Source organism: Streptomyces griseorubiginosus (genome assembly GCF_036345115.1).
In the GTDB taxonomy this organism is placed as follows: Bacteria; Actinomycetota; Actinomycetes; order Streptomycetales; family Streptomycetaceae; genus Streptomyces; species Streptomyces griseorubiginosus_C.
Map to the genome: position 1 here is coordinate 3,614,933 of NZ_CP107766.1, position 24,031 is coordinate 3,638,963.

Here is a 24,031-nt window from a genome sequence, read left to right on the forward strand (position 1 = left end):
TCGGGTCAGATCCAGTTGAGGCGCCAGAGGCGGAAGACGCCGGTGCCGTCCGAGAGGTACTGGCCGCCGCCGACGTCCTCGCTGGTCACGACGTAGTCCTTGGCCTGCCAGAGCGGGATGACCGGGACGTCGTGGGCGATGTCCGCCTGGAGGTCACGGAAGTCCTGTTCGGCCTCGTTGCGGTCGGCGTACCGCCGGCTGTCCTGGATGAGGTGGTCGACCTCGTGGCTGCTGTAGCCGGTGTTCATGGTGCCGTCGGAGCCGACGAGCGGGGACCCGTAGGTGTCCGGGTCCGGGTAGTCGGCCACCCAGCCGACCGCGTAGGCGTCCAGCTTCCCGCTCGCCCAGCTCTTCTGGAAGTCGGTCCACTCGTAGCCCTTGAGCGTCACCTTGAACAGGCCGCCCGCCTCCAGCTGCTTCTTGAGCTCCTTGGCCTCCGCGGCGGCGGAACCGGAGTTCAGGCCGTAGCCGTAGGTGAAGCTGACCGGGGTGGTCACACCGGCCTGGGCGAGCAGGGCGCGCGCCTTCTTGACGCTCGGCTGCGGGTAGGCGTCGAAGAACGACGTGGTGTGGCCGGTGATGCCGGTCGGGATCAGCGAGTACAGCGGGTCGACGGTCCCCTCGTACACCGAGGCGGCCAGCTGCTCGCGGTTGATCAGCCAGGCCATGGCCTGGCGCACCTTGGTCTCGTGCAGCGGCTTGCCCGCGCGCGTGTTGAGGTAGAGGTTGCGGATCTCGGAGCTGTCGGCCTCCGAGACGCGCTGGCCGGGGTCGCTCGGATTGAGTCCGGCGAGCACACCGGGCGGCAGCTGGCGGTAGGCGACGTCGAGCTTCTTGGCTTTCCAGGCGCTGTTCAGCTTGGCCGAGTCGCCGTAGTAGTCGAGCTCGACCGGTCGGCCGGTGCTCTTGATCTCGCCCTTGTAGTCGCGGTTGGGCGCGAGGACCGCCTTCTTGCCCTTGCTGTACGACGTCAGCTCGTACGGTCCGGTGCCGTCGACCTCGTTGTCCTTGCGCAGCGAGTTGGCGGGGTACTTACTGCTGTCGACGATGGCCCCGGCGCCCGTGGCGACCTTGAACGGGAAGGTGGCGTCGGGCGAGGACAGCCTGAAGGTGACGGTGCGGCCGTCGGCCTGGACCGACTGGAGGGTGTCCAGCAGAGCGGCCGGGCCGACGTCCGAGTTGATCTTCTTGACCCGGTCGAAGGAGTACTTGACGTCCTCGGCGGTCATCTCGCGGCCGCTCGGGAACTTCAGCCCCTCCCGCAGCTCACAGCGGTACGTGCGCAGACCGCTGCCCACGAAGCCGCAGCTCTCGGCGGCGTCGGGCACGGGTGTGGCACTGCCCGGCTCGAAGGCCAGCAGTGACTGGAAGACGTTGTTGAACAGCGCCCAGGAACCGGCGTCGTAGGCGCCGGCCGGATCGAGCGAGGTGACCTCGTCGGTCGTCCCCACCTTGATCGTCCTGCCCGTGCTCCCGTCGGACGGGAGCAACTGCCAGCCGCCTACTCCCACGACCCCCAGAACAAGAAGCGTCGCGAGAATCCGCACGCGAACCGACCGCATCGGTTTGCCCTCCCCGGACCCCTGTGGGCCCCAGTGCACATGCCACCCCCTAGTGGCGCGGATCACCTAATCACAGGTGTTTCACCTGGGGGAAGAGGGATTTGTCGAGTTGGGCAAGACGTTACCGCAAGGAATTTCGGCCATGTTTCACAGGGGTCTCACAGGGGCTTCGCGTGAGGGTGTGGGGGCTGGGGCACCGGGTGCTGGGTGCTGGAGTGCTGGGTGCCCTGGCGCCGGGTGCTGGGTGCCCTGGCGCCGGGTGCCGTGAGTCGCCGTTCAGGCCTGCCGCGACGCCAGTTCGATCACCGTGATGTCCGAGGGGGCGCCCACGCGCGTGGGCGGGCCCCAGGCGCCGGCGCCGCGGCTGACGTAGAGCTGGGTGTCGCCGTAGCGCTCGAGACCGGCGACCGTCGGGTTCGCGGCCTCGGCGATGAGGTTGCCGGGCCAGAGCTGGCCGCCGTGGGTGTGGCCGGAGAGCTGGAGGTCGACGCCGTGGTCGACCGCGTCGTGGATCTGGACCGGCTGGTGGGCGAGGAGCACGCACGCGCGTGCCGTGTCCCGGTCGCCGAGCGCCCTGGCGAAGTCGGGGCCCTGGCCCTCGCTCTCGCCCGCGATGTCGTTGACACCGGCGAGGTCGAACCACGGCAGTTCCGTACGGTCGTTCTCCAGCGGGCGCAGGCCGAGCCGCCGTACCTCCTCGACCCACTGCTCGGCGCCGGAGAAGTACTCGTGGTTGCCGGTGACGAAGTACGAGCCGTGCCGTGCCCGGAGTCCGGCGAGGGGGGCGGCCGCCGGGCCCAGGTCCTTCACACTGCCGTCGACCAGGTCGCCGACGACCGCGATCAGGTCGGGCTGGGTGGAGTTGATGGTGTCGACGACCTTCTGGGCGAAGCCGCGTCCCAGCACCGGGCTCAGGTGGATGTCGCTGACCACCGCGATCCGGTAACCCTGCGCCCCGCGCGGGAGCTTCGCCAGCGGCACGGTGACGCGCTTGACGCCGGGGCCGCGCAGGACGCCGTAGGTGCCGTAACCGACGGTCCCGACGGCGGCCGCGGCGGCGGCTCCGGCGACGATGCGGGAGACGAAGAGGCGGCGGGTGGGGGTGGGGGTTTCGGGGGTTCCGGGGGTTCCGGGGTTGCCGGGGGTTCCGGGGTTGCCGGACGAGGTGGCGAGGGGGTTTTCGGACGTGGTGGTGACCGAGGTGGTCGCGGCGGGCTCCAGGGGGCCCGATCCGGTCGGACGGGGCTCCTCGGGTGCCGGTGCCGCCGGGCCGCCCTTACGCGGTCCCTGAGGCGGCCTCAGGCCCTCTCCGTCGGTCTTGCGCTGCTCCTCGGCCTCCCGCCGCTCCTGGGCGGGCGCTCCCGCGGGCACCGGCTCCGGATGCGGTACGGCGGCCGGGGCGGGCTCGCGGCGCCTGTCCCGGCGTTCGAGGAGACGTGCCAGCAGGGGTCGTACGACCTCTCCCGCCACGACCGCGAGCAGCAGGTAGATCGACAGCGCCAGCCAGAGGAAGCCGGGCCACGCGAGCACGCGCTGGAGCCAGAAGGGGGCGCCGGCGCGCTCCGCGACCAGGGCACCGATCGCCAGCACCCAGCCGCCGCCGATGACCGCCGCGCCCACCCGGCGGGCCCGGCCGGGGCCGCCGGTGGTGTCGCGGAACAGGCGGCGCCACAGGTACCAGTTGGCCGTCACCAGGACGGTCAGCGCGAGCAGCGCGAAGACGATGATCACGCTGTGTCAACTCTCGGGGGTCGGCTGTGAGTTCCCACGCAGTGCGCGCAGTCCACGCAACCCGATGAGCCCGACGACCGTCCCCAGTACGAAGGAGACGACGGCCAGCAGCAGGTGCACCCAGAAGTACCCCGTCGGGTCACCCGCGTCGTCGAAGGCCAGCCCGCTGGCGTCCTTGACGAGGTTCTTGACGAAAGTGATCCAGATGATCCAGCTCCACACCCCGAAGGCGAGCAGGAACCAGGAGACGGGGCGGCTGAGCTTCATGAGTCCAGTATCGCGGCCCCATGTCCGGTTCGGCGTCCGGGGTGGGGAGGGCGGTGGGACTTCACGCTCCGCGCCATGTACGTTCCTGAACGTGTCCGCTCCCCAGAAGAAGACCATCGGGCGATCCCTGCTGGTCACCTCCGCCGCCGCCCTGTCGTCCCTCGCGCTGACCGCGCCCGTCGCGCTCGCGGCTCCCAGCCCTTCGCCGAGCAGTCCTTCGCCGAGCGGTGCCTCGTCCTCGCCGAGTGCCAGTCCCTCGGTCACTCCCCCGGCGAAGATGTCGACCGTGGGCGGCGCGCGGCTCGGCCGGGCGGGCACGCAGGTCAATCTGGCGAGCGGGGTCCCGGTGCTGCCCAAGGACATCACCGCGCGCTCCTGGATCGTCACGGACGCCGAGTCGGGCGATGTGCTCGCCGCCCACAACGCGCACTGGCGGCTGCCTCCGGCGAGCACCATGAAGATGCTCTTCGCGGACACCGTGCTGCCGAAGTTCGCCAAGACCGAGAAGCACAAGGTCGTCCCCTCCGACCTCGCGGGCATCGGCGCCGGCTCCAGCATGGTCGGGATAAAGGAGGGCGAGACGTACACGGTCCACGACCTGTGGCTCGGCGTCTTCCTTCGCTCCGGCAACGACGCCGTGCACGTCCTGTCGGCGATGAACAGGGGCGTCGCCAAGACCGTCGCCGAGATGAACGAGCACGCCGAGGAGCTCCAGGCCCTCGACACGCACGTGGTCAGCCCCGACGGCTACGACGCTCCCGGCCAGGTCTCCTCCGCCTACGACCTGACCCTCTTCGCCCGCTCAGGACTGCAGAAGAAGGACTTCCGCGAGTACTGCTCGACGGTCACCGCGAAGTTCCCCGGCGCGACGACGAAGAACAAGAAGGGCAAGACCGTACGTAAGCCCTTCGAGATCCAGAACACCAACCGGCTACTGAGCGGCGACTACGACATCGCGCAGTACCAGGGCATCGCAGGTGTGAAGAACGGCAACACCACCAACGCGGGCGCCACCTTCACCGGCGTGGCCGAGCGCAATGGCAGGGTGCTGCTCGTCACGGTCATGAACCCGTCCAAGGAAGAACACAACGAGGTCTACAAGGAGACCGCGAAGCTCTTCGACTGGGGCTTCAAAGCGGCCGGCAAGGTGGAGCCGGTGGGTGAGCTGGTGCCGCCGAAGGGCGCGCAGTCCGGCACCCAGCCGGGGACCTCGGGCGAGGCCGGGGGCGGGTCCGGTGGCTCGGACAGCTCGGGTGACTCCGGGGCCTCGGCCAAGCCCGTCGCGTCCGCGACGACCGACGGCGGCTCCGGAGGCGTGTGGACGGCCGTCGCGATCACCGGCGGGCTGCTGGTGCTGCTCGCGGCCGGCGCGTTCCTCGTCAACCGCCGCTGGCCGCTGCCCGATTTGGTACGTCGCCGCTCTTCTCGTCCTTGAGCTGCGGGGTCTTGCGGTCCTGGTCGTCCCGGTCCTGGTTGTTGCGGTCCTCGTCGTTGCGCGCCTGGTCGTTGAGGTTGCTGTTTTCGAGCTCCTGGTCTTTGAGGTCACCGCTTTCGAGCTCCTGCTCTTTGCTGCCTGTCGCCGTCCATGCGGCGCAGAACAGCACCAGCTTGGACGTGAAGTTGATCCACAGCAGCAGGGCGACGGGGACACCGAAAGCGCCGTACATGCTCTTCGTCGCCACGCCCTGCATGTAGCCGCTCAGCAGCAGCTTCAGCAGCTCAAAGCCGACCGCGCCGGTCAGCGCGGCGACGACCAGCCGGCGGCGGGCCGGTTCGACGCCGGGCAGCAGCGTCAGGACGTACAGCAGGAGCAGGAAGTCGGCCAGTACGGCGACGAGGAAGGCGGCGGCTTGCAGGAGCAGGCTCCCCCAGCCCTCGCGGTCGATGCCGAGCTGGTCGGTGATCCAGCCGACCATCGCGGAGGCGATCGTGGAGATGGCGATCGTGACCAGGACCGCGCCGCCGAGCCCGACCAGGATGCCGAAGTCCTTGCCCTTGCGCAGGATCACGTTCTCGTCCTCGTCGGGCAGCTCCCACACCGCGCGCAGACACTCGCGCATGGAACCCGCCCAGCCGATACCCGTGAACAGCAGGACGGCGCCCGCGATGAGGCCGACGGTGCCGGCGTTCTGGACCAGCGCGCCGACGTCCAGTTGGTCGGAGATGCCGGGCACCTGGTCGGCGATCTTGTCCTGGAGTTCGTTCTGCTGCTCGGTGCTGAGCGTGGCGGCGGCGATCGCGGCGGCCACGGTGAGCAGCGGGAACAGCGCGACGAAGCTGGTGAACGTCATCGCCGCGGCCAGCCGGGTCCACTTCACCCGGTCCAGCCGCTCGTACGACCGCCACGCGTGCGTGGCCGTCAGGCGCACCCAGAGGGGCCCGACGACGGGGAGTCTCTTCAGCCAGTCCATGATCGGATCTTGCCCTCCGTGCGGACGACCGATGTGCGGGTACCCCGAAAACACGCCGTGCCGCGGCCGAGGTGGCGTGGGAGCTCGGGCAGGAGTGTCGGCCCACCGTAGGCGCCCCGGCCGAGGTGGTTCATCCCGCCCATGGGGACTCACCGTTCACGGGACCATGACCCGAACTCCGGAAATATTGAGCGACATCCCATTAATCACCCATTTCGGGGAGGAAGCGGATGTTTACGACTGAATCGCAGCTGTAGCGGCGATACGGTCACCGGCATGTCTGCCGACACCGTTCCCGTCACGGGCTGGGGCCGCACCGCCCCCACCGCGGCCCGTCTGACCCGCCCCCGGAGCTACGAGGAGGCCGTGGCCGCCGTGCGGGGCTGCGGGGCCCGCGGAGGCATCCCGAGGGGCCTGGGGCGGGCGTACGGGGACGCGGCGCAGAACGCCGGTGGCGCGGTGTTCGACATGACCGGCCTGGACCGCGTCCACGCGATCGACGCGGACGGCGGCACCGTACTGTGCGACGCGGGCGTCTCCCTGCACCGGCTGATGGAGGTGCTGCTGCCGCTCGGCTGGTTCGTGCCGGTGACGCCCGGCACCCGCCATGTCACCGTCGGCGGAGCGATCGGCGCCGACGTCCACGGCAGGAACCACCATGTGTCCGGCTCCTTCTCCCGCCATGTGCTGTCCTTCGAACTCCTCACCGCCGACGGCGAGATCCGCACCGTACGGCGGGACACACCCTTGTTCGACGCGACCACCGGTGGCATGGGCCTGACCGGGATGATCCTCACCGCGACGGTCCAGCTCCAGCCGGTCGAGACCTCGCTGATGTCGGTCGACACGGAACGCGCGCGTGACCTCGACGACCTGATGGCCCGTCTGACGGCGACCGATCACGCGTACCGCTATTCGGTCGCCTGGATCGACCTGCTGGCCCGCGGTGCGGCGACGGGACGGGCGGTGCTGACGCGGGGGAACCATGCTCCGCTGGACGCGCTGAGAGCTTCAGGGACGCCCGGACGTGGCACACGCGCGCGTAGGAATGCGCTGGCCTTCCGGACCCCGCGCCTCCCGTCCCCGCCCGCCTTCCTTCCCGAGGGGTTGCTCAACCGCACGACCGTGGGGCTGTTCAACGAGCTCTGGTACCGGAAGGCGCCTCGCGCGCGCACCGGCCGCCTCCAGCGGATCCCCGCCTTCTTCCACCCCCTGGACGGCGTGCCCCACTGGAACCGGGTCTACGGCCGCGGCGGCCTCGTCCAGTACCAGTTCGTCGTCGGGCACGGCCACGAGGAGGCGCTGCACCGGATCGTGCGGCGGGTCTCCGGCCACCGGTGCCCGTCCTTCCTCGCCGTCCTGAAGCGGTTCGGGGACGCCGACCCGGGCTGGCTGTCCTTCCCTGTGCCGGGCTGGACGCTGGCCCTCGACCTCCCGGCCCGCCTTCCCGGTCTCGGCCCTCTCCTGGACGCGCTGGACGACGAGGTGGCCGCCGTCGGCGGGCGGGTCTGCCTCGCCAAGGACTCCCGGCTGCGGCCGGAGCTGCTCGCCACCATGTACCCGCGTCTCGACGACTTCCGTGCGCTGCGCGCGGAGCTGGATCCGCGCGGGGTGTTCACCTCGGACCTGTCCCGCCGTCTCGCCCTCTAGCCGACCCCGGCGGCCCGCGGGCCGCCCCAAGGAGCTGCTCGTGAAAGACGCCTTCGGTCTCCCCCAGTCCCTGCTCGTCCTCGGCGGCACGTCCGAGATCGCGCTGGCCACCGCCCGCCGTCTCGTCGTGCGCCGCGTCCGCACGGTGTGGCTGGCGGGGCGCCCCTCCCCCGCCCTGGAGAGCGCCGCCACGGAACTGCGCACCCTGGGGGCCGACGTCCACACGGTCGCCTTCGACGCGCTGGACCCCGAGTCCCACGAGGCGGTGCTCGGCAAGGTCTTCACGGAGGGCGACGTCGACATGGTGCTGCTCGCCTTCGGGATCCTCGGCGACCAGGCCCACGACGAGCGCGAGCCGGTCGCCGCGGTGCGGGTCGCGCAGACCAACTACACGGGAGCCGTTTCGGCCGGACTGGTCTCCGGGCGCGCGTTGCAGGCCCAGGGCCACGGCTCGCTCGTCGTGCTCTCCTCCGTCGCCGGGGAACGGGCCCGCCGGACCGACTTCATCTACGGCTCCAGCAAGGCCGGCCTCGACACCTTCGCCCAGGGCCTCGGCGACGCGCTCCACGGCACCGGCGTGCACGTCATGGTCGTACGCCCCGGCTTCGTCCGGTCCAGGATGACGGCCGGCCTGGAGGAAGCACCGCTCGCGACCACTCCGGAGGCCGTGGCCACGGCGATCGAACTGGGGCTGCGTCGCCGCTCGGAAACGGTGTGGGTGCCGGGGGTGCTGCGGCTGGTGATGTCGGCGCTGCGGCATGTGCCGCGGGGGGTGTTCCGACGGCTGGGGCTGTAGCTGTAGCTGTGGGTACGGCGGGTGTGGCTGTGGTTACAGCGGGGGGCGTGGCGTTGTAACCAGGGTTACAGCGGGGTGCGTGGCCTCGTAACCAGCGTTACAGCAGGCTGCGTGGCCTTGTGACCGGGGTTACAGCTGGCTGGTCGGCAGGGAGCCGCGCTTCACGTGGCCCGCCTGGGGCGGCACGATCGAGCCCCCGAAGGTGAACTCCCGCAGCTTTCGCCACACCCCGTCGGCGCCCTGCTCATAGAGCGCGAACCCGGTGCACGGCCACTCGGCCTCGAAATCGGCGAGTTCCTCGAAGGCGCGGTCCATGGCCGCCTCGTCGATGCCGTGCGCCACGGTGACGTGCGGGTGGTACGGGAACTGGAGTTCCCTTGCGACCGGCCCGGAGGCGTCACGGACCTGCTTCTGGAGCCACGTGCAGGCCTCGGCGCCCTGGGCGACCTGGACGTACACGACCGGCGACAGCGGCCGGAAGGTGCCGGTGCCGGACAGCTTCATCGGGAAGGGCCGGCCCGCCGCGGCGACCTCGGTGAGGTGCGCCTCGATGGCGGGCAGCGCGCTGTCCTCGACCTCTGTCGGCGGCAGGAGGGTGACATGGGTGGGGATGCCATGAGCCGCGGCGTCGCCGAAGCCCGCGCGCCGCTCCTGGAGCAGGCTGCCGTGAGGCTCCGGGACCGCGATCGACACACCGATCGTTACGGTCCCCACGTCGTCTCCTGTTCGTCCCTGTCGTCCTGTCGGATTCGTTCCCGGCCGTCCGGCTATCGACTGTACGGCCACGGCTGTGTTGTGGGCAGGCGCAGGCGTAGTGATGTGCAGCGCTCTGCCCGGTGGTGCTGGTGTGCGGTGGTACGCCCCGGCCGCCGATGGTGACGGCCGGTGCCGGAGGTCGGTCCGGCCTTCACTGCGCCTTGGGTACGGCGCTCGGTGCGGCGTTCAGTGCTTGGCGGGCAGGAAGCCCACTCTCTCGTACGCCTGGGAGAGGGTCTCCGCGGCGACCGCGCGGGCCTTCTCCGCGCCCTTGGCCAGGATCGAGTCCAGCGTCTCCGGGTCGTCCAGGTACTGCTGGGTGCGCTCCCGGAAGGGCGTCACGAAGTCGACGACGATCTCGGCGAGGTCGGTCTTGAGCGCGCCGTAGAGCTTGCCCTCGTACTGCTGCTCCAGCTCCGGGATGCTCGTGCCGGTCAGGGTCGAGTGGATGGTGAGCAGGTTGCTGACGCCCGGCTTGTTCTCGGTGTCGTAGCGGATGACGGTGTCCGTGTCGGTGACCGCGCTCTTGACCTTCTTGGCGGTGGCCTTCGGCTCGTCGAGGAGGTTGATGAGGCCCTTCGGCGTGGACGCCGACTTGCTCATCTTGATCGACGGGTCCTGGAGGTCGTAGATCTTGGCCGTCTCCTTGAGGATGTACGGCTTCGGGATCGTGAAGGTCTCGCCGAAGCGACCGTTGAAGCGCGTGGCGAGGTCACGGGTCAGCTCGACGTGCTGGCGCTGGTCCTCGCCCACCGGGACCTCGTTGGCCTGGTAGAGCAGGATGTCCGCGACCTGGAGGATCGGGTACGTGAACAGGCCGACGCTCGCGCTGTCGGCGCCCTGGCGGGCGGACTTGTCCTTGAACTGGGTCATGCGGGAGGCCTCGCCGAAGCCGGTGAGGCAGTTCATGACCCAGGCGAGCTGGGCGTGCTCGGGGACGTGGCTCTGGACGAACAGCGTGCACCGCTCGGGGTCGAGGCCCGCGGCGAGGAGCTGGGCGGCGGCCAGGCGGGTGTTGGCCGTGAGCTCCTTCGGGTCCTGCGGAATCGTGATCGCGTGCAGGTCGACGACCATGTAGAACGCGTCGTGGGACTCCTGGAGGGCCACCCACTGGCGGACGGCGCCGAGGTAGTTGCCGAGGTGGAACGAGCCTGCGGTGGGCTGGATTCCGGAGAGCACGCGGGGTCGATCAGAGGCCATGCTCACCATTCTCTCAGGTGTCGGGGGCCGATCCGGAACCAGTCGGAAACAGAAGCGCCACGGGTGGGAACCGATTCGGTCCGGGCGGTGTACCAATCCTGTGAGGACGCGGGAGGGGGGCCGCATCGTCGATGAGGCCGCGGTGATCGCACGCGTACGCGCCGGAGACCCGGAGGCGTACGCGGACCTGGTGCGGGCCCATACGGGCATCGCGCTCAGGGCGGCCGCCGCGCTCGGGGCGGGGGCGGACGCGGAGGACGTGGTGCAGCAGGCCTTCGTGAAGGCTTACTGCGCGCTGGGCCGTTTCAAGGACGGCTCGGCGTTCAAGCCGTGGTTTCTGTCGATCGTGGCCAATGAGACGAGGAACACAGTGCGTACGGCGGCCCGCCAGCGCACCCTCGCCGGCCGCGAGGCGGCCTTCGCGGAGGCCGAGCCGCTGATACCGGAGTCGGCGGACCCGGCGGTGGCGGCGGTGGAGATAGAGCGCCGCGCCGCGCTGGAGTCCGCGCTGGACAAGCTGAGCGAGGAGCACCGCCTGGTCGTCACCTACCGCTATCTGCTGGAGATGGACGAGTCCGAGACGGCCCAGGCCCTGGGCTGGCCCAAGGGGACGGTCAAGTCCCGACTGAACCGCGCGCTGCGCAGGCTCGGGAAACTGCTGCCGGATTTCGAGCCCCGGGAAGGAGGTGACGAGCGTGAATGAGTCCTACGGCGACGAGGGCGCCGGCGGGAGCGCGCGTGAGCGCGCGTCCCGGTTGCCCGAGGAGCTGCGGGCGCTCGGGCGGTCGCTGGACGCGCCGGGTGCGGGAGGTGGGGCTGGGGCCGAGTCGATGGTCGAGCGGGTGCTGGAGCAGATACTCGCCGAGCGGCTTGCGGTCCCGGTGGCCCAGCCGCCGGGTCCCGGTGAGCGGCTGCGGGCGGTGCGTCGGTGGACGCGGACGCGGTGGCGTGCGCTGACCGCCACACTGTGCGGGCTCCTGGCGGTCCTCGCGCTCACACCCCCGGTACGGGCGGCGGTCCTGGACTGGTTCGACTTCGGCGGGGTCGAGGTGCGCTACGACCCGTCGGCGGTGCCCTCGCCGGGGGCCGAGGTGCCCGGCTGCGGTCGCTCGGTGTCGTTCGCGCAGGCCGAGCGGCGGGCGGGGTTCGCACCGCTGGTCCCGAAGGCGCTCGGCACTCCGGGTGCGGTGACGGTGACGGCCGAGCCGCAGGGGCGGTTCCTGATGAGCCTGTGCTGGCGGGAGGGCGGGCACACGATCCGGCTGGACGAGTTCCCGCAGCGGCTCGACCCCAGCTTCGCCAAGACCTTGCGCGAGCCGCCGGAGTGGATCGCGCTGGGCGGCCCTCCGGGAGCCGACGGGGTGCAGGACCACGCCCTGTGGTTCCCGCACCCCCATCTGCTCGGCTTCTGGCTGGTCGACGACGACGGGGACCGCTTCACCCGCACGGAGCGGACCGCCGGGCCGACGTTGCTGTGGATCCATCACGGCGGCGGAGCGAGCGTGACGCTGCGGCTCGAGGGCGTGGCGTCGAAGGAACGGGCGGTGAAGATCGCGCAGTCGCTCGGCGACCCGACGGACGAGGGCGCCGGGAAAACCCCGAAATAGTGCGCGCGGGGTGGGAACCCCGGCGAGCCGGGCGGTGTACCAGAAGTGACAAGCGGCCCGGGGACGGGGCGCACGGGGATCGTCTGGTGGGGGTTGGCATGAGGAGTCGTGAGGCGGGCCGGAGGGGCCGATGTCTTGAGATGGGGCGGAGGGGCTTGCGCCGTGAACTGGCGGCGGGACTGGGGGCGTTGGCGGCCGGCCTGGCGCTGACGTTGTGGGGTGCGCCCCTCGCGTCGGCAGGCGGGCCGACGAGCGTGCTGGTGGTCTCGCCGGAGAGCGGGGAGACGGCGTCGCTCTACTACTCCGACGAGGAGTACGGCGAGTTGGAGCGGCTCCTGGGCCCTCGGGGTTCCGGCACGCGAAGCAAACCGCCCGAGGCGAACCTGCTCGCCGCCCGTCAGATCAACGTCACCTGGATGGCGCACGACATCTCCCCGTGGCGGCTGGACCAGGTCTTCCCGGCGGCCGACTCGAACGAGGTGTGGATACACACCGCGGAGCATGTACCGGAGTCGGTGAACGGCCAGTGGCACCGCACCAGCGACCCCATACAACTGCGCGCCCTGCTCCAGGACTTGGGCGTGATGGGCGAGGCCTCCGGCGAGGGCCATGCCATCTTCCCGGAGCCCAAGCCGGATCAGGAGCCGGAGCAGGACGCGCGGAGCGGCGCGGGGGCGGCGGACGTGGGGTCGGCGGGCCCGGGGGCGGCGGAGAGCTCGGCGGCCGTGGTTCGGTCCTCGGCGGCGGAGGGGGTCCAGTGGTGGTGGGCTCTTCCGGGCCTGGTGGCGGGAGCGGTACTGGCTCTGGTACTGCGGCCGTTCGTGCTGCGAATGCGGTGGGAGCGGCTGCGCCGGGACCCGGGGCCGCGGCAGGAACTGCGTGATGTGTGACGAAGGGAGGCGTTCGCGAGCTTGAGTTGACGAGGCTGTGTCGATCGAGGGGGATGCGATGCGGAACATGCACGGTGGGCTGCGGCTCGGGCCGCGCGGGGCGTTATGGGCGCTCGCACCGGCGGTTTTGGCGGTGGCCGTGTGCGGGGCTCCGGCGGCCGACGCCGCGACAGCGTCCGCGCGGGAGGCGGGTCTCGACAGGCCCGACCTGGCGATGGTGGTCACCGGTGGCACGGGCCGGACCGAGGCGGTGCGTTCCGACGAGCCGTACTTCGCTCGCCTGTGGGAGCTGTTGCAGCCGACGTACGCGGGCACCGAGCGGGTGTCGGACAGCTGGCAGGAGGGCCGCTATCCGCCGGCGCGGATCACCGTGGTGTGGGGGCTGACGGGTGTCGGCGGCTGGCCGCGGACGCACTCGGCGCCCGGGGGTGATGTGGCCGTGGAGCGCCAGGACCAGTTGTTCCTGACCGGAGACGGCACACCGTGGGTGCGCACGGATCCGGCCCCGGAGCGGGAGGACGACGACATCCGCTGGCACCGGGCGGAGCGGACCGTCTTCGAAAGGCTGGACCGGGCAGGGCTGTTGGGCGATACCGGCTCGGGCCGTCCCGGAGGCGGTCACGGGGGCGGGGGCGCCGACCCGCAGGGCGCCTGGTGGGCGGTGCCGGGGCTTGCCGTGGGGTTCGCAGCCGGGGCCGGCGGCACCCGGCTGATACGCCGCGCGGCGGCCCGGCCGGGAGCCGGACCGCCGCGGGAGGAGCCACGACAGGAACTCATCGATCTCTAGGAGTCACCGTTCTTTGACAACTCAAGAGAGGAAGGGTCAGCCGAGGTCGACCTCGGGGTACAGCGGGAAACCGGCCACGAGGTCGGTGGCCCGGTGGGAGATCTCGTCCGCGACCTTCGCATCGAGGATGTGCGCGGCCTTGGACGGGGCGCCCGACTTGGTGGTGCCGGACTCCGTGGTGGTGAGGACACGGTCGATGAGTCCGGCGACCTCGTCCATCTCGGCGGTGCCGAGGCCCCGGGTGGTCAGGGCGGGGGTGCCGATGCGGATGCCGGAGGTGTACCAGGCGCCGTTCGGGTCGGCCGGGATCGCGTTGCGGTTGGTGACGATGCCCGACTCCAGCAGGGCGGCCTCGGCCTGGCGGCCGGTGAGGCCGTAGGAGGAGGAGACGTCGATCAGGTTGAGGTGGTTGTCGGTGCCGCCGGTGACCAGGGTGGCGCCGCGGCGCATCAGGCCCTCGGCCAGGGCGCGGGAGTTGTCGACGATGCGCTGGGCGTAGTCCTGGAAGGAGGGCTGACGCGCCTCGGCGAGGGCGACGGCCTTGGCGGCCATGACGTGCGGGAGCGGGCCGCCGAGGACCATCGGGCAGCCGCGGTCGACCTGGTCCTTGAGGGAGTCGTCGCACAGCACCATGCCGCCGCGCGGGCCCCGCAGGGACTTGTGGGTGGTGGTGGTGACGATCTGGGCGTGCGGGACCGGGTCGAAGTCGCCGGTGAGGACCTTGCCGGCGACGAGACCGGCGAAGTGGGCCATGTCGACCATGAGGGTGGCGCCGACCTCGTCGGCGATCTCCCGCATGATCCGGAAGTTGACCAGACGCGGATAGGCCGAGTAGCCGGCCACGATGATGAGCGGCTTGAACTCGCGGGCCGAGGCGCGCAGGGCGTCGTAGTCGACGAGCCCGGTGGCGGGGTCGGTGCCGTAGGAGCGCTGGTCGAACATCTTGCCGGAGATGTTCGGGCGGAAGCCGTGGGTGAGGTGGCCGCCGGCGTCCAGGGACATGCCGAGCATGCGCTGGTTGCCGAAGGCCTGGCGGAGCTCGGCCCAGTCGGCGTCGGAGAGGTCGTTGACCTGGCGGGCGCCGGCCTTCTCCAGGGCGGGGACCTCGACGCGCTGGGCGAGGACGGACCAGAAGGCGACGAGGTTGGCGTCGATACCGGAGTGCGGCTGGACGTAGGCGTGGCGGGCGCCGAAGAGCTCCTTGGCGTGCTCGGCGGCCAGGGATTCGACGGTGTCCACGTTGCGACAGCCGGCGTAGAAGCGGCGGCCGACGGTGCCCTCGGCGTACTTGTCGCTGAACCAGTTGCCCATCGCGAGGAGCGTGGCCGGGGAGGCGTAGTTCTCGGAGGCGATCAGCTTGAGCATCTCGCGCTGGTCGTGGACCTCCTGGCCGATGGCGTCGGCGACGCGCGGCTCGACGGCGCGGATCACGTCGAGGGCGGCGCGGAAGGCCGTGGACTCGGGGGACAGGGGCTGCTGCTCTGACATGGCGGCCTCCGGGCTGCGTGGCTTGAAGCGGTCACGGATCACGGTTCGGCCCAGGCGCACGGCACTTGGTCATTCACAGGCCGCTCCCCGATGGTCCGTCCCATCCCAGCGCGCCAGTCACGGCCTGCCGGCCAGCCTACCGGGCAGGCCGTTCGGCTCCCGGGTGGCGTCCACCATGCGAGCGACGGCAGCGAGGCCCGGATGGGGCGTGTGGGCCTCGCTGCCGTGGTGGTGGACGACGTCAGAACAGCAGGTCGGCGAGGCGGTCGATCTGATCGGGGTCCGAGGCCCAGCAGTAGAGCATCACCTCGTCGGCGCCGATGCCGAAGTAGGCGTCGGTGGTCTCGCGGATCTGTCGCGGGGTGGTGAGCAGGCCGGCCTCCATGTACTCGACGTGGCCGCTGAAGGCGTAGTAGTCGCGGAGGTTGCGGCGGGCCAGGTCCAGGGTGGTGTCCGGGCCGAGGGCGACGTTCGCCTGGGCGACCAGGCGGGGGCGGCCGGGGCGGTCGTGCTTCTGCCAGGCCGTGGCGGCGTCGCGGAACAGGTTGGCCATGAAGGAGGGGGGCAGGGCGGCGCCGAGGAAACCGTCGCCGAAGCGGCCCACGCGTTCCAGGGCGGCAGGGGCGAAGCCGCCGAAGAGGACCTCCGGGCCGCCGGGGGTCGCGGGGGCGGGGCCGATGGGGCCGGCTCCTTCGCCGTACGGTTCGCCGGACCAGGTGCGGCGCAACCGGGTCATCTGTTCGTCGAGGCGGCGTCCCCGGCGGTGGAGGTCGATGCCGGCGGCCAGGCAGTCGTCCTCCCGGCCGCCGACGCCGATGCCGAGGGTGAAGCGGCCGCCCGAGAGGCGGTCCAGGGTCGCGGTCTGCTTGGCGAGCAGGGCGGTGTTGTGGTGGGGGGCGAGGAGCACCTCGGTCTGGACGCGGATGCGTGACGTGGCACCGGCCAGTGCGGCGAGGGTGACGAGGGGCTCGGGGTTGTCGTAGACGAGGCGGTCGAGCAGGCCGAGGGTGCGGAAGGGGCTGGTGTCGGCGCGCCGGGCCCAGGTGAGCAGCTGGGCGGGGTCGTCGATGGGCAGGCCGAGGCCGATGTTCATGGGAGGTCCTCCGGAGGGCGTAAGGGATCCGCCGGTCGGCCGGATCCGGTGCCGCCCCTCCGTGGCTCCGCGCGCTGTGCGCGGGCCTGCTCCCGTTCTGCGGCGTGGTTCTGGAGAGCGTGTGCGTCAGAGTGCGCCGACCGTAGCGCGACGGGACGCGAGGCGACAACGCGTTTTCAGGGACTGCGCGGACCCGACTTCGGGGGCGGCTCGCGGTGACGCCCTGCCCTCCCTCACATCACCTCTCCGTTGCCGCCCGCATTCGTCGGCCCCCGCACCGCCCATACGCTCGGGGCCCTCACCGCCCGACGCTCTCGGGTCTCTCGCCGCCCCACGCTCGCGGCCCACCGACCAACCCACGCGACCGCCGGCCCCCGACGAACCACCCCACTCAGCCCGGCGCCCCGACCGACCACCCAGCCCAACCGCGGCGCCACAGCAGAGCTCCTCCAGCACGGCTCCTCCAGCACGGCTCCTTCACCGCGGCCCCTCCGCAGGCCCACTCCGCAGGCCCCCTCGCAGGCTCCGCCGACGAGGCCCCTCCAGCAGGACCCTTCTCCGCCAAGCCCCTCCCCCGGCAGAGCCCCTAACGCACCCGCCCCCACCTACATCGCCGTCCGCTCAAAGGATCACGTGCGGCAGAAACCGGGCGTACTCGTCGGTGATCAAGCCGGAGGACTCCCGGATGCCGAGGCCGGCCGACTCGTCCTCGACGACCCAGGCGCCCAGGACGACCCGGTTGCCGTCGAAGTCGGGGAGGGGGGCGAGTTCCTGGTAGCAGCAGGCCTCTTCGCGGAGGGGAGAGGGCGTGCCGGGTTCGTGGACGGTGACTCCGGCGCCCTCGCGGCCCAGGAGGGGCTTGGCGACGTAGCCGGTGGTCGTGGCCAGGTCCCGGGGGCCGTCGAGGTAGGCGGGGAGGAGGTTGGGGTGGTCCGGGTACAGCTCCCAGAGGATCGCCAGGAGCGCCTTGTTGCTGAGGAGCATCTTCCAGGCGGGTTCGATCCACAGGGTGCTGCCGGTGCCGCCGCCGTTGTCGAGGGTGTCGAGGACGTGGCCGGAGAAGCGGTCGGTGGTGAGCCACTCCCAGGGGTAGAGCTTGAAGCAGCTGCGGATGAACCGGAGTTGATTGTCGACGAAGCGGCCGGAGAGCGGGTCCCAGCCGATCTCCTCCATGGAGATCCAGTCGGTGCTCAGGCCGGCCTGCTCGGCGGTCTCCTTGAGGTAGGCGACCGTCATGAGGTCCTCGCCGAGTTCGTCGGCGGAGGAGTGCGCGAAGTGCAGGGGGCTGCCGGGCGGGAGGAGGGCGGCCTGGTTCTTCCAGGCGGCGACGAGACGCTCGTGGAGGGAGTTCCACTGGTCGGCGCCCGGGAAGCGTTCCTCCATCCAGAACCACTGGGGTGAGGCGGCCTCGACGAGGGACGTGGGGGTGTCGGCGTTGTACTCCAGGAGTTTCGCCGGGCTTTCGCCGTCGTGGCGGAGGTCGAAGCGGCCGTAGACGGAGGGGAGTTCGGCGCGCCGGTGCCAGGCCTCGGCGACCGCCTCGGCCACGCGCGGGTCGGTGATGCCGAGGTCGGCGAAGCGGTTCGCGGTGACGATGTGGTCGGCGGCCGTGAGGCACATGCGGTGGAGGTCCTCGACGACCTCCTCCAGGGCCTCCACCTCGGGGAGCGTGAAGGAGTAGTAGGCGCTCTCGTCCCAGTAGGGGCGCAGGGAGTCGTCGGGGTGGCGGGTGAGGGGGTAGATCAGGCCCTGGGATTCGACGGTCTGCTGCCAGCCCGGCCGCGGAGTGATGGTGTGTCGGCGCATGGTGATCGGTCCGTCAGCCGCCGGAGCTGCCCTTGCCGCCACCGTCGCCGTCGCCTCCGCTGCCGAAGCCGCCGCGGTCGACCCCGCTGCCGCCGCTGCTCGACGAACCGCCGGAACTCTTGCCGGACTTCTTGGTGAAGGAGCCGCCCGAGACCCAGCTGCCCTTCTTCTTGCCGCCGTAGTAGTAGGAGCCGTTGACGGAGGTGGTGGACTTGCAGTTCTTGTCGGCGACGACCTGGTAGCCCTTGCCGAGGGTGTAGCTGTCCCGGTCGACGCAGCGCTTGTCGGGGTCGGAGGAGCAGGCGGTGAGGGCCGCGGCGAGCAGTCCCACACCGCCGAGTGCGATGGTGCCCGAGCGGAGTTGTCGGCGTGCGTCCGCCATGTTCGTGTCTCCCCCTTGGTCAGGCCGTGGACCTGGTGTGCGTATCCGGCGGACAGCTTAGAGATGAGTAAGAGCCGGTCCGAATTCAGCCCACCCTTCACCGCCTCCCCTAAGGTCACTTTGTGCTCTTTGGAATGGTGTGCGCCCTCGGGGCCTCGGTCTGCTTCGGTACGGCCACCGTGTTGCAGGCGATGGCGACGCGGACGGCGGATACGGGCGGCGGTGACGGCGAGGGGTCAGCGTTCGCGGTGACGCTGTTCCTGCGGGCGGTGCGGCAGTGGCGGTATCTGGCGGGGCTGGCGTTGGACGGGCTGGGGTTCCTGTTGCAGATCGCCGCGTTGCGGTCGGTCCCGATCTACGCGGTGGGCGCGGCGTTGGCGTCGAGTCTCGCGGTGACCGCCGTGGTCTCGGCGCGGCTGCTGAGGGTCCGGCTGAGCGGGGCCGAGTGGGGTGCGGTCGCGGTGGTGTGCGCGGGGATGGCACTGTTGGGGGTCGCGTCGGGGACGGAGGGGGACCGTGGCGGGCCGGCGTGGCTGGGGTACGCGATGCTCGGGACGGCGCTGGCGGTGCTGGGGGCGGCCCTGCTGGGTGGGCGGTTGCCGGAGCGGGGGCGGGCGTTGGTGCTCGGACTGGGGGCGGGGTTCGGGTTCGGGGTCGTCGAGGTGTCGGTCCGGCTGATCGACTCGTTGGCACCGTCGGATCTGGTGGCCGACCCGGCGGTCTATGCGCTCCTTGTCGGCGGGGGCGCGGCCTTTCTGTCGCTGACGTCGGCGCTGCAACGGGGTTCGGTGACCACGGCGACCGCCGGGATGGTGATCGGGGAGACGGTCTGGCCGGCGCTGGTGGGGGTGGTGTGGCTCGGGGACCGTACACGGGAGGGGATGGCGTGGGTGGCGGTGCTGGGGTTCACCGTGGCCGTCGCGGGGGCGTTGGCGCTGGCCAGGTTCGGGGAGGCACCGGTGAATGCCGACCGGAAACAGCTTTCGTGAATTCTCGGAAAGTTACTCCGGGTACAGTTCGACAGAATACTCCATGGCGACCGAAAGTCCGATAAAAAGTCACGATCCGGACACTCGAAAAAACGTCGTTGATATTTGAACGTGATGTGAAGGCATTGCGTACTGGGAGGCGTGAGCAGCAATCCCGTCACCGTCACCGTGGCCTATCACGTGGTGCCGGGCCGTGAGGGCGACTTCCACTCCTGGGGTTGGGCCATGCTGGCCGCGAGTTCACAGCAGCCGGGTTTCCTGGGGGGTGGCGTCCTTGTCGACCGAGAGGCGGAGTGGCATGTGGTCTATCGCTTCGCCAGCGAGGGGACGGCCCGGGCCTGGGAGGATTCGGGGGCCCGGACGCAGTGGGACGTCAGGGTCGTGGACTTCGCCCGGCAGACGGAGCGCAGGAGCGTGCGGGGCTCCAAGGTGTGGTTCGACTCCCAGACCACGACACCGAAGGCGCCCGCCCCGCCGGCGAAATGGAAACTGTGGTTCGTGAACATGAGCGCGGTTTTCCCACCGGTACTCCTGTTCAATCTGATCGTTCTTCCTTATCTCGGCGGACTCAATCCGCTCGTCCGCACGCTGCTGTTGTGCCTGTGTGTGACAGCTCTCGTCACCTGGATTCTCATGCCCCGGCTTCAGCGTTTCTTCAAGAAATGGCTGTATCCGCCGCTCCAGGCCCTCCGCGGACGGCACAAAAGACGGACCGCATAGGTCCGGAACGAACCGAGGGAGGTGGGCGGGTGAAGACCCTGCTCATCGACAATTACGACTCGTACACGTACAACCTGTCCCAGCTGATCGCCGAGGTCAACGGCGAGGAACCGGTCGTGGTCCTCAATGACGCGGTCGACGCGATTCCCCACCTCGGGGAATACCTGGCGGAGTTCGACAACGTCGTCGTGTCACCCGGCCCGGGCCACCCGGCCGAGCCGCGTGACTTCGGCCTGAGCACCGCCGTGATCGCCGAGTCGCCGATCCCCGTACTGGGCGTCTGTCTGGGGCATCAGGGCATCGCGCTCGGGGAGAGTGGCCTGGTGGGGCCCGCTCCGGAGCCGCGGCACGGACATCTGTCCGCGGTCCGGCACGACGGACGGGACCTGTTCCGGGGTCTGCCCCAGGGCTTCACCGCGGTCCGCTACCACTCGCTGGCCGTCTCCGAACCGCTCCCCGAGACGCTGGAGGCGACCGCCTGGTCCGAGGACGGGGTGCTGATGGGGCTCAGACACCGCAGCCGACCGCTGTGGGGTGTGCAGTTCCACCCGGAGTCCGTGCTCACCGACTACGGCCACCGCATGCTCGTCAACTTCCGCAATCTCACGGCGGAACGGGCCCGCAAGCCGCGCGCGAAGAACACCGCCGTGCCCGCGCCGGACGCGGTGCTCCCCCGGTCCGCTTCGATCATCCCACGGCCTCGGCGGACCGCTCCCGCCTACCGGCTGCACAGTCGGCGCATCGCCGGCGCGGTCGACACCGAGGCCGCCTTCACCCGGATGTACGCGGGCTCGCCGCGGGCGTTCTGGCTGGACAGCGCGCTGGTCGAGGAGGGACGGGCGCGGTTCTCGTTCTTCGGTGACGACAGTGGGCCGCTCGCGGAGTTCGTCCGGTACGACGTCGACAGCGGGCGGTGCGAGATCGAGCGGGCCGGGCGGCCGACGCGGAAGGTCGCGGCGAGTGTCTTCGACTATCTGGGGCGGCAGTTGACGAGCCGCCGGGTGGACGGGTCCGGGCTGCCCTTCGACTTCACCGGCGGTTATGTCGGCTACTTCGGCTACGAGATGAAGGGCGACTGCGGTTCGCCGAACCGGCACTCCTCCGAAGTCCCGGACGCCTGCTGGCTGTTCGCGGACCGGCTGATCGCCGTGGACCATCTGAGGAGGTTCACCTACGCGGTCTGCCTCGCCGAGGACACCCCGCAGGCCGCACGGGAAGCCGAGGACTGGCTGGAGAGCGCGCTGGCCCAGCTGACGTTCATCGCCACGGAGCCGACGGAACCCGGGGAGGCGACGGAGCCCACGGCGCCCACGGATCGCGCCCTCGCCCCCGCCTCCGTCCCCTCCCCCGACCTCGCCGCCGCCGAGCCCTGGCTGGTGCGGGACCGGGCGGCCTATCTCGCCGACATCGAGGTGTGTCAGCAGGAACTGCGCTCGGGCACCAGCTACGAGATCTGTCTGACGAACGCGGCGCGGTTACCCGCCCCGCCGGACCCGTACGCGTTCTACCGAGTGCTGCGCCGGGTCAATCCGGCGCCCTACGCGGCGTTCCTGAGGTTCGGGGACGTGGACGTGGCGGGGTCCTCGCCCGAGCGGTTCCTGCGGATCAGCCGGGACGGGGTCGCCGAGGCCCGGCCCATCAAGGGCACCGCACCGCGCGGGGCCGACCCCGCGGAGGACACCCGGCTGCGGGACGCGCTCGCGGCGGACGCCAAGACGCGCGCCGAGAACCTGATGATCGTGGACCTGCTCCGCAACGACCTGGGGCGGGTGAGCCGGACCGGATCGGTGCGGGTGACCCGGCTGATGGCCACGGAGACCTACGCGACCGTGCACCAGCTCGTCTCCACCGTGGAGGGGCGGCTGCGGGACGGTGTCGACGCGGTGGACTGCGTACAGGCCTGCTTCCCCGGCGGTTCGATGACCGGGGCGCCGAAGCTGCGCACGATGGAGATCATCGACTCCCTGGAGACCGAGGCCCGCGGGGTGTACTCCGGTGCTCTCGGCTACCTGGGGTGCGGCGGCGGCGCCGATCTCAACATCGTGATCCGGACGGCGGTGTTCGCGGACGGGCTGATGCACCTGGGCGCCGGTGGCGCGATCGTCCTCGACTCCGACCCGGTCGCCGAGTACGACGAGATGCTGCTGAAGACGGCGGCCCAGATGCGGGCCCTGCACCTGCACACCTCGGAGCGGACGGCGGAGCAGCGGGAGCAGGCGGCGGTCCGTGGCGGACGTACCGCCAGCGAGGAGCCGGTGCGATGACGACCCCGCAGACCGTGATGACCCCGGCGGCCCCCGACGCCCCCGGCAACCTCGCCGCCCAGTTGGCCGATCTCGCCGAGCGGCGTGGCTGGAGCGAGCGGCCCGCCTTTCACCAGGGTCACCGGGCCTGGACCCACGGTGAGGTGCACGCGCTGGCGGCCCGCGCGGCCACGGTGCTCGCCGGGCACGGGGTGCGGGCGGGTGACCGGGTGGTGCTGGCGCTGCCGGACGGGATCGCGTGGGTGACGGCCTTCCTCGCCGTCGCGCGGCTCGGTGCGATCGCGGTGCTGGTCAACCCCGAACTCCCGGCGGAGGACCACGCGTTCATGGCCACGGACACCTCGGCCGTGCTGTGTGTGACCGGGCCGGGGCTGGAGGACCGGTTCACCGACCGGGCTCGGTTCGGTGCCGACCAGCTGCTCGCGCTCACCGCGTCCGCCGCACCGGCCCCCGCGCATCCGGTGGACGCGCACAGCCCGCTCTATGTGCAGTACACGTCCGGCACGACGGGCCGTCCCAAGGGGGTCGTGCACACGCACGGCGATCCGAAGGCGTACCACGATCTGATCGGGCGGCGGCTGCTGCGGGTGACCGGGGACGACGTCACCCTGTCGGTGTCGAAGCTGTACTTCGCCTACGGCTTCGGGAACGCGTTCGTCTTCCCGCTGTTCTCCGGTTCCTCCGCCGTTCTGGTGGACCGGCGCCCGACGCCGGCGGCCGTGGACGAGCTGGTGGTCCGGCACCGGGTGACCCTGCTGTACTCGGTGCCGTCGGCGTACGCCGCACTGGTGGCCGACCGGGGCAGTGGGCACGAGACCTGCTTCGCCTCGGTCCGGGCCGCGGTGTCGGCCGGTGAGGGGATGCCCGAGGAGCTGGGGCGACGGGTCACGGAGTTGCTCGGCGCGCCGGTGCTGGAGCAGATCGGTTCCACCGAGGCGGGTCACGCCTTCTGCGCCAACGGCTTCGGCCACAACCACCCGGGCACCGTGGGCCGGCCCGTGCCCGGCTTCGAGGTGGAGCTGCGCGACCGCGCGGGCGCCCCCGTCCCCGACGGCACGGCAGGCGAACTGTGGGTGCGTGGTCCGACGGTGACCCCCGGCTATCTGAACCGGCCCGAGGAGACCGAGCGCACTCTGGTCCGCGGCTGGCTGGCCACCCACGACCGGGCCGTACGCGAACCCGACGGCACCTACCGGCACCTGGGCCGGGCCGACGACCTGGAGATGGTCGGCGGTATCACCGTCTCCCCGCTGGAGGTGGAGGCCGTCCTGCGGGTCCACCCGGCGGTGAAGGAGGTCGCGGTGGTGTCCGTCACCGACGGAACGGGGGTGAGCCGGCTGCGGGCGTTCGTCGTACCTGTCACCCCCGTCACCGCCGTCACCCCCGACCACCCCAACGACCCCAACGACCCCGGCCGCGGCGATCTCCGAGGCCGGACGGATCTCCAGAACCTCCAGGAGGACCTCCTGCGGCTCGCCCGCGAGCGCCTGGCCGCCTTCAAGGTGCCCAGAAGCGTGAGCCTCGTCCCGTCGCTCCCCCGCACCCCCACGGGCAAGCTCCGCCGCCACCTGGTCCGCCAGGGCGCCTGGTGACCCGTCAGCCACCCCGTCGCCCCCGCACGCACGAACGCAC

21 protein-coding genes and 1 riboswitch are annotated in these 24,031 nt (G+C 71.1%); of the genes, 11 read left to right on the forward strand and 10 right to left on the reverse strand.

The annotated features are described in order from the left end of the window. Window positions 1–5: 5 nt before the first annotated feature. The 3 genes from OHN19_RS16140 to OHN19_RS16150 form a co-directional block, all read right to left on the reverse strand. On the reverse strand, window positions 6–1,562 hold the full coding sequence (locus tag OHN19_RS16140; protein ID WP_330264865.1) for an ABC transporter substrate-binding protein: 1,557 nt from the start codon (window positions 1,560–1,562) through the stop codon (window positions 6–8). A gap of 276 nt (window positions 1,563–1,838) precedes the next feature. Further along, window positions 1,839–3,293 (reverse strand): metallophosphoesterase, encoded by a 1,455-nt coding sequence (locus OHN19_RS16145; protein ID WP_330264866.1) that lies wholly within the window; start codon window positions 3,291–3,293, stop codon window positions 1,839–1,841. A gap of 6 nt (window positions 3,294–3,299) precedes the next feature. Beyond that, window positions 3,300–3,560, reverse strand: a complete 261-nt coding sequence (locus OHN19_RS16150) for an SCO4848 family membrane protein (protein ID WP_330264867.1) — start codon at window positions 3,558–3,560, stop codon at window positions 3,300–3,302. 91 nt (window positions 3,561–3,651) lie between these two features. Here OHN19_RS16150 and OHN19_RS16155 point away from each other — a divergent pair, with 91 nt between their 5' ends. Further along, the gene (locus tag OHN19_RS16155; protein ID WP_330264868.1) at window positions 3,652–4,995 is read left to right on the forward strand and encodes a D-alanyl-D-alanine carboxypeptidase; all 1,344 of its coding nucleotides are present in this window, start codon (window positions 3,652–3,654) and stop codon (window positions 4,993–4,995) included. Here OHN19_RS16155 and OHN19_RS16160 read toward each other — a convergent pair. Next, entirely contained in the window at window positions 4,940–5,971 is a 1,032-nt protein-coding gene (locus tag OHN19_RS16160) for a YihY/virulence factor BrkB family protein (RefSeq protein WP_330264869.1), read from the reverse strand. The genes OHN19_RS16155 and OHN19_RS16160 overlap by 56 nt on opposite strands. 276 nt (window positions 5,972–6,247) lie before the next feature. Between OHN19_RS16160 and OHN19_RS16165 the strand changes: the two genes are divergently transcribed. Next, window positions 6,248–7,621: an FAD-binding oxidoreductase gene (locus OHN19_RS16165; protein ID WP_330264870.1), complete on the forward strand. Its 1,374-nt coding sequence runs from the start codon at window positions 6,248–6,250 to the stop codon at window positions 7,619–7,621. 40 nt (window positions 7,622–7,661) lie between these two features. Next, window positions 7,662–8,417 carry a decaprenylphospho-beta-D-erythro-pentofuranosid-2-ulose 2-reductase gene (locus OHN19_RS16170; RefSeq protein WP_330264871.1) on the forward strand — a complete coding sequence of 252 codons (756 nt, stop codon included), beginning with the start codon at window positions 7,662–7,664 and terminating at the stop codon, window positions 8,415–8,417. A 129-nt stretch (window positions 8,418–8,546) separates the two neighbouring features. On the opposite strand, the gene OHN19_RS16175 is transcribed toward OHN19_RS16170, so the two are convergent. Both OHN19_RS16175 and trpS read right to left on the reverse strand, forming a co-directional pair. Continuing rightward, window positions 8,547–9,131, reverse strand: coding sequence for a 2'-5' RNA ligase family protein (locus OHN19_RS16175; RefSeq protein WP_330264872.1), 585 nt, complete (start codon window positions 9,129–9,131; stop codon window positions 8,547–8,549). 228 nt (window positions 9,132–9,359) lie between these two features. Then, window positions 9,360–10,373 carry a tryptophan--tRNA ligase gene (trpS, locus tag OHN19_RS16180; RefSeq protein WP_330264873.1) on the reverse strand — a complete coding sequence of 338 codons (1,014 nt, stop codon included), beginning with the start codon at window positions 10,371–10,373 and terminating at the stop codon, window positions 9,360–9,362. 142 nt (window positions 10,374–10,515) lie between these two features. On the opposite strand from trpS, the gene OHN19_RS16185 reads away from it, so the two are divergent. From OHN19_RS16185 to OHN19_RS16200, 4 genes are all read left to right on the forward strand, one after another. Beyond that, window positions 10,516–11,076 (forward strand): RNA polymerase sigma factor, encoded by a 561-nt coding sequence (locus OHN19_RS16185; protein WP_330264874.1) that lies wholly within the window; start codon window positions 10,516–10,518, stop codon window positions 11,074–11,076. Then, complete coding sequence (locus OHN19_RS16190; protein WP_330264875.1) at window positions 11,069–11,980, forward strand: hypothetical protein; 912 nt, start codon at window positions 11,069–11,071, stop codon at window positions 11,978–11,980. Before OHN19_RS16185 ends, OHN19_RS16190 begins: the two co-directional genes overlap by 8 nt. 155 nt (window positions 11,981–12,135) lie before the next feature. Then, on the forward strand, window positions 12,136–12,870 hold the full coding sequence (locus OHN19_RS16195; protein ID WP_330264876.1) for a hypothetical protein: 735 nt from the start codon (window positions 12,136–12,138) through the stop codon (window positions 12,868–12,870). 58 nt (window positions 12,871–12,928) lie between these two features. Next, a complete protein-coding gene (locus tag OHN19_RS16200) occupies window positions 12,929–13,657 on the forward strand; it encodes a hypothetical protein (protein ID WP_330264877.1) in 729 nt (242 codons plus the stop codon). Between the two features lie 36 nt (window positions 13,658–13,693). Here OHN19_RS16200 and OHN19_RS16205 read toward each other — a convergent pair whose 3' ends face one another. From OHN19_RS16205 to OHN19_RS16220, 4 genes are all read right to left on the reverse strand, one after another. Continuing rightward, window positions 13,694–15,145, reverse strand: a complete 1,452-nt coding sequence (locus OHN19_RS16205) for a glycine hydroxymethyltransferase (RefSeq protein WP_330264878.1) — start codon at window positions 15,143–15,145, stop codon at window positions 13,694–13,696. A 41-nt stretch (window positions 15,146–15,186) separates the two neighbouring features. Beyond that, a riboswitch (ZMP/ZTP riboswitch) is annotated at window positions 15,187–15,276 on the reverse strand. 110 nt (window positions 15,277–15,386) lie between these two features. After that, window positions 15,387–16,238, reverse strand: a complete 852-nt coding sequence (locus tag OHN19_RS16210; RefSeq protein ID WP_330264879.1) for an LLM class flavin-dependent oxidoreductase — start codon at window positions 16,236–16,238, stop codon at window positions 15,387–15,389. Between the two features lie 621 nt (window positions 16,239–16,859). Beyond that, window positions 16,860–18,044 (reverse strand): glutathionylspermidine synthase family protein, encoded by a 1,185-nt coding sequence (locus OHN19_RS16215; protein WP_330264880.1) that lies wholly within the window; start codon window positions 18,042–18,044, stop codon window positions 16,860–16,862. A gap of 13 nt (window positions 18,045–18,057) precedes the next feature. Next, complete coding sequence (locus OHN19_RS16220) at window positions 18,058–18,426, reverse strand: hypothetical protein (protein WP_330264881.1); 369 nt, start codon at window positions 18,424–18,426, stop codon at window positions 18,058–18,060. A gap of 134 nt (window positions 18,427–18,560) precedes the next feature. On the opposite strand from OHN19_RS16220, the gene OHN19_RS16225 reads away from it, so the two are divergent. The 4 genes from OHN19_RS16225 to OHN19_RS16240 all read left to right on the forward strand — a co-directional run bounded on the left by OHN19_RS16225 (window position 18,561) and on the right by OHN19_RS16240 (window position 23,991). Further along, entirely contained in the window at window positions 18,561–19,415 is an 855-nt protein-coding gene (locus OHN19_RS16225) for a hypothetical protein (RefSeq protein WP_330269632.1), read from the forward strand. 141 nt (window positions 19,416–19,556) lie between these two features. Further along, on the forward strand, window positions 19,557–20,135 hold the full coding sequence (locus OHN19_RS16230) for a hypothetical protein (RefSeq protein WP_330264882.1): 579 nt from the start codon (window positions 19,557–19,559) through the stop codon (window positions 20,133–20,135). A gap of 29 nt (window positions 20,136–20,164) precedes the next feature. Continuing rightward, window positions 20,165–22,399: an aminodeoxychorismate synthase component I gene (gene pabB / locus OHN19_RS16235; protein ID WP_330264883.1), complete on the forward strand. Its 2,235-nt coding sequence runs from the start codon at window positions 20,165–20,167 to the stop codon at window positions 22,397–22,399. Next, window positions 22,396–23,991, forward strand: coding sequence for an AMP-binding protein (locus OHN19_RS16240; RefSeq protein WP_330264884.1), 1,596 nt, complete (start codon window positions 22,396–22,398; stop codon window positions 23,989–23,991). The genes pabB and OHN19_RS16240 overlap by 4 nt, the downstream gene beginning before the upstream one ends. Window positions 23,992–24,031 lie beyond the last annotated feature (40 nt).

Coding starts and splice junctions, on each gene's coding strand:
- OHN19_RS16140 (WP_330264865.1), bottom strand. CDS start 1,562: ATGCGGTCGGTTCGCGTGCGGATTCTCGCGACGCTTCTTGTTCTGGGG.
- OHN19_RS16150 (WP_330264867.1), bottom strand. CDS start 3,560: ATGAAGCTCAGCCGCCCCGTCTCCTGGTTCCTGCTCGCCTTCGGGGTG.
- OHN19_RS16160 (WP_330264869.1), bottom strand. CDS start 5,971: ATGGACTGGCTGAAGAGACTCCCCGTCGTCGGGCCCCTCTGGGTGCGC.
- OHN19_RS16165 (WP_330264870.1), top strand. CDS start 6,248: ATGTCTGCCGACACCGTTCCCGTCACGGGCTGGGGCCGCACCGCCCCC.
- trpS (WP_330264873.1), bottom strand. CDS start 10,373: ATGGCCTCTGATCGACCCCGCGTGCTCTCCGGAATCCAGCCCACCGCA.
- OHN19_RS16200 (WP_330264877.1), top strand. CDS start 12,929: ATGCGGAACATGCACGGTGGGCTGCGGCTCGGGCCGCGCGGGGCGTTA.
- OHN19_RS16205 (WP_330264878.1), bottom strand. CDS start 15,145: ATGTCAGAGCAGCAGCCCCTGTCCCCCGAGTCCACGGCCTTCCGCGCC.
- OHN19_RS16210 (WP_330264879.1), bottom strand. CDS start 16,238: ATGAACATCGGCCTCGGCCTGCCCATCGACGACCCCGCCCAGCTGCTC.
- OHN19_RS16215 (WP_330264880.1), bottom strand. CDS start 18,044: ATGCGCCGACACACCATCACTCCGCGGCCGGGCTGGCAGCAGACCGTC.
- OHN19_RS16220 (WP_330264881.1), bottom strand. CDS start 18,426: ATGGCGGACGCACGCCGACAACTCCGCTCGGGCACCATCGCACTCGGC.
- OHN19_RS16225 (WP_330269632.1), top strand. CDS start 18,561: ATGGTGTGCGCCCTCGGGGCCTCGGTCTGCTTCGGTACGGCCACCGTG.
- OHN19_RS16240 (WP_330264884.1), top strand. CDS start 22,396: ATGACGACCCCGCAGACCGTGATGACCCCGGCGGCCCCCGACGCCCCC.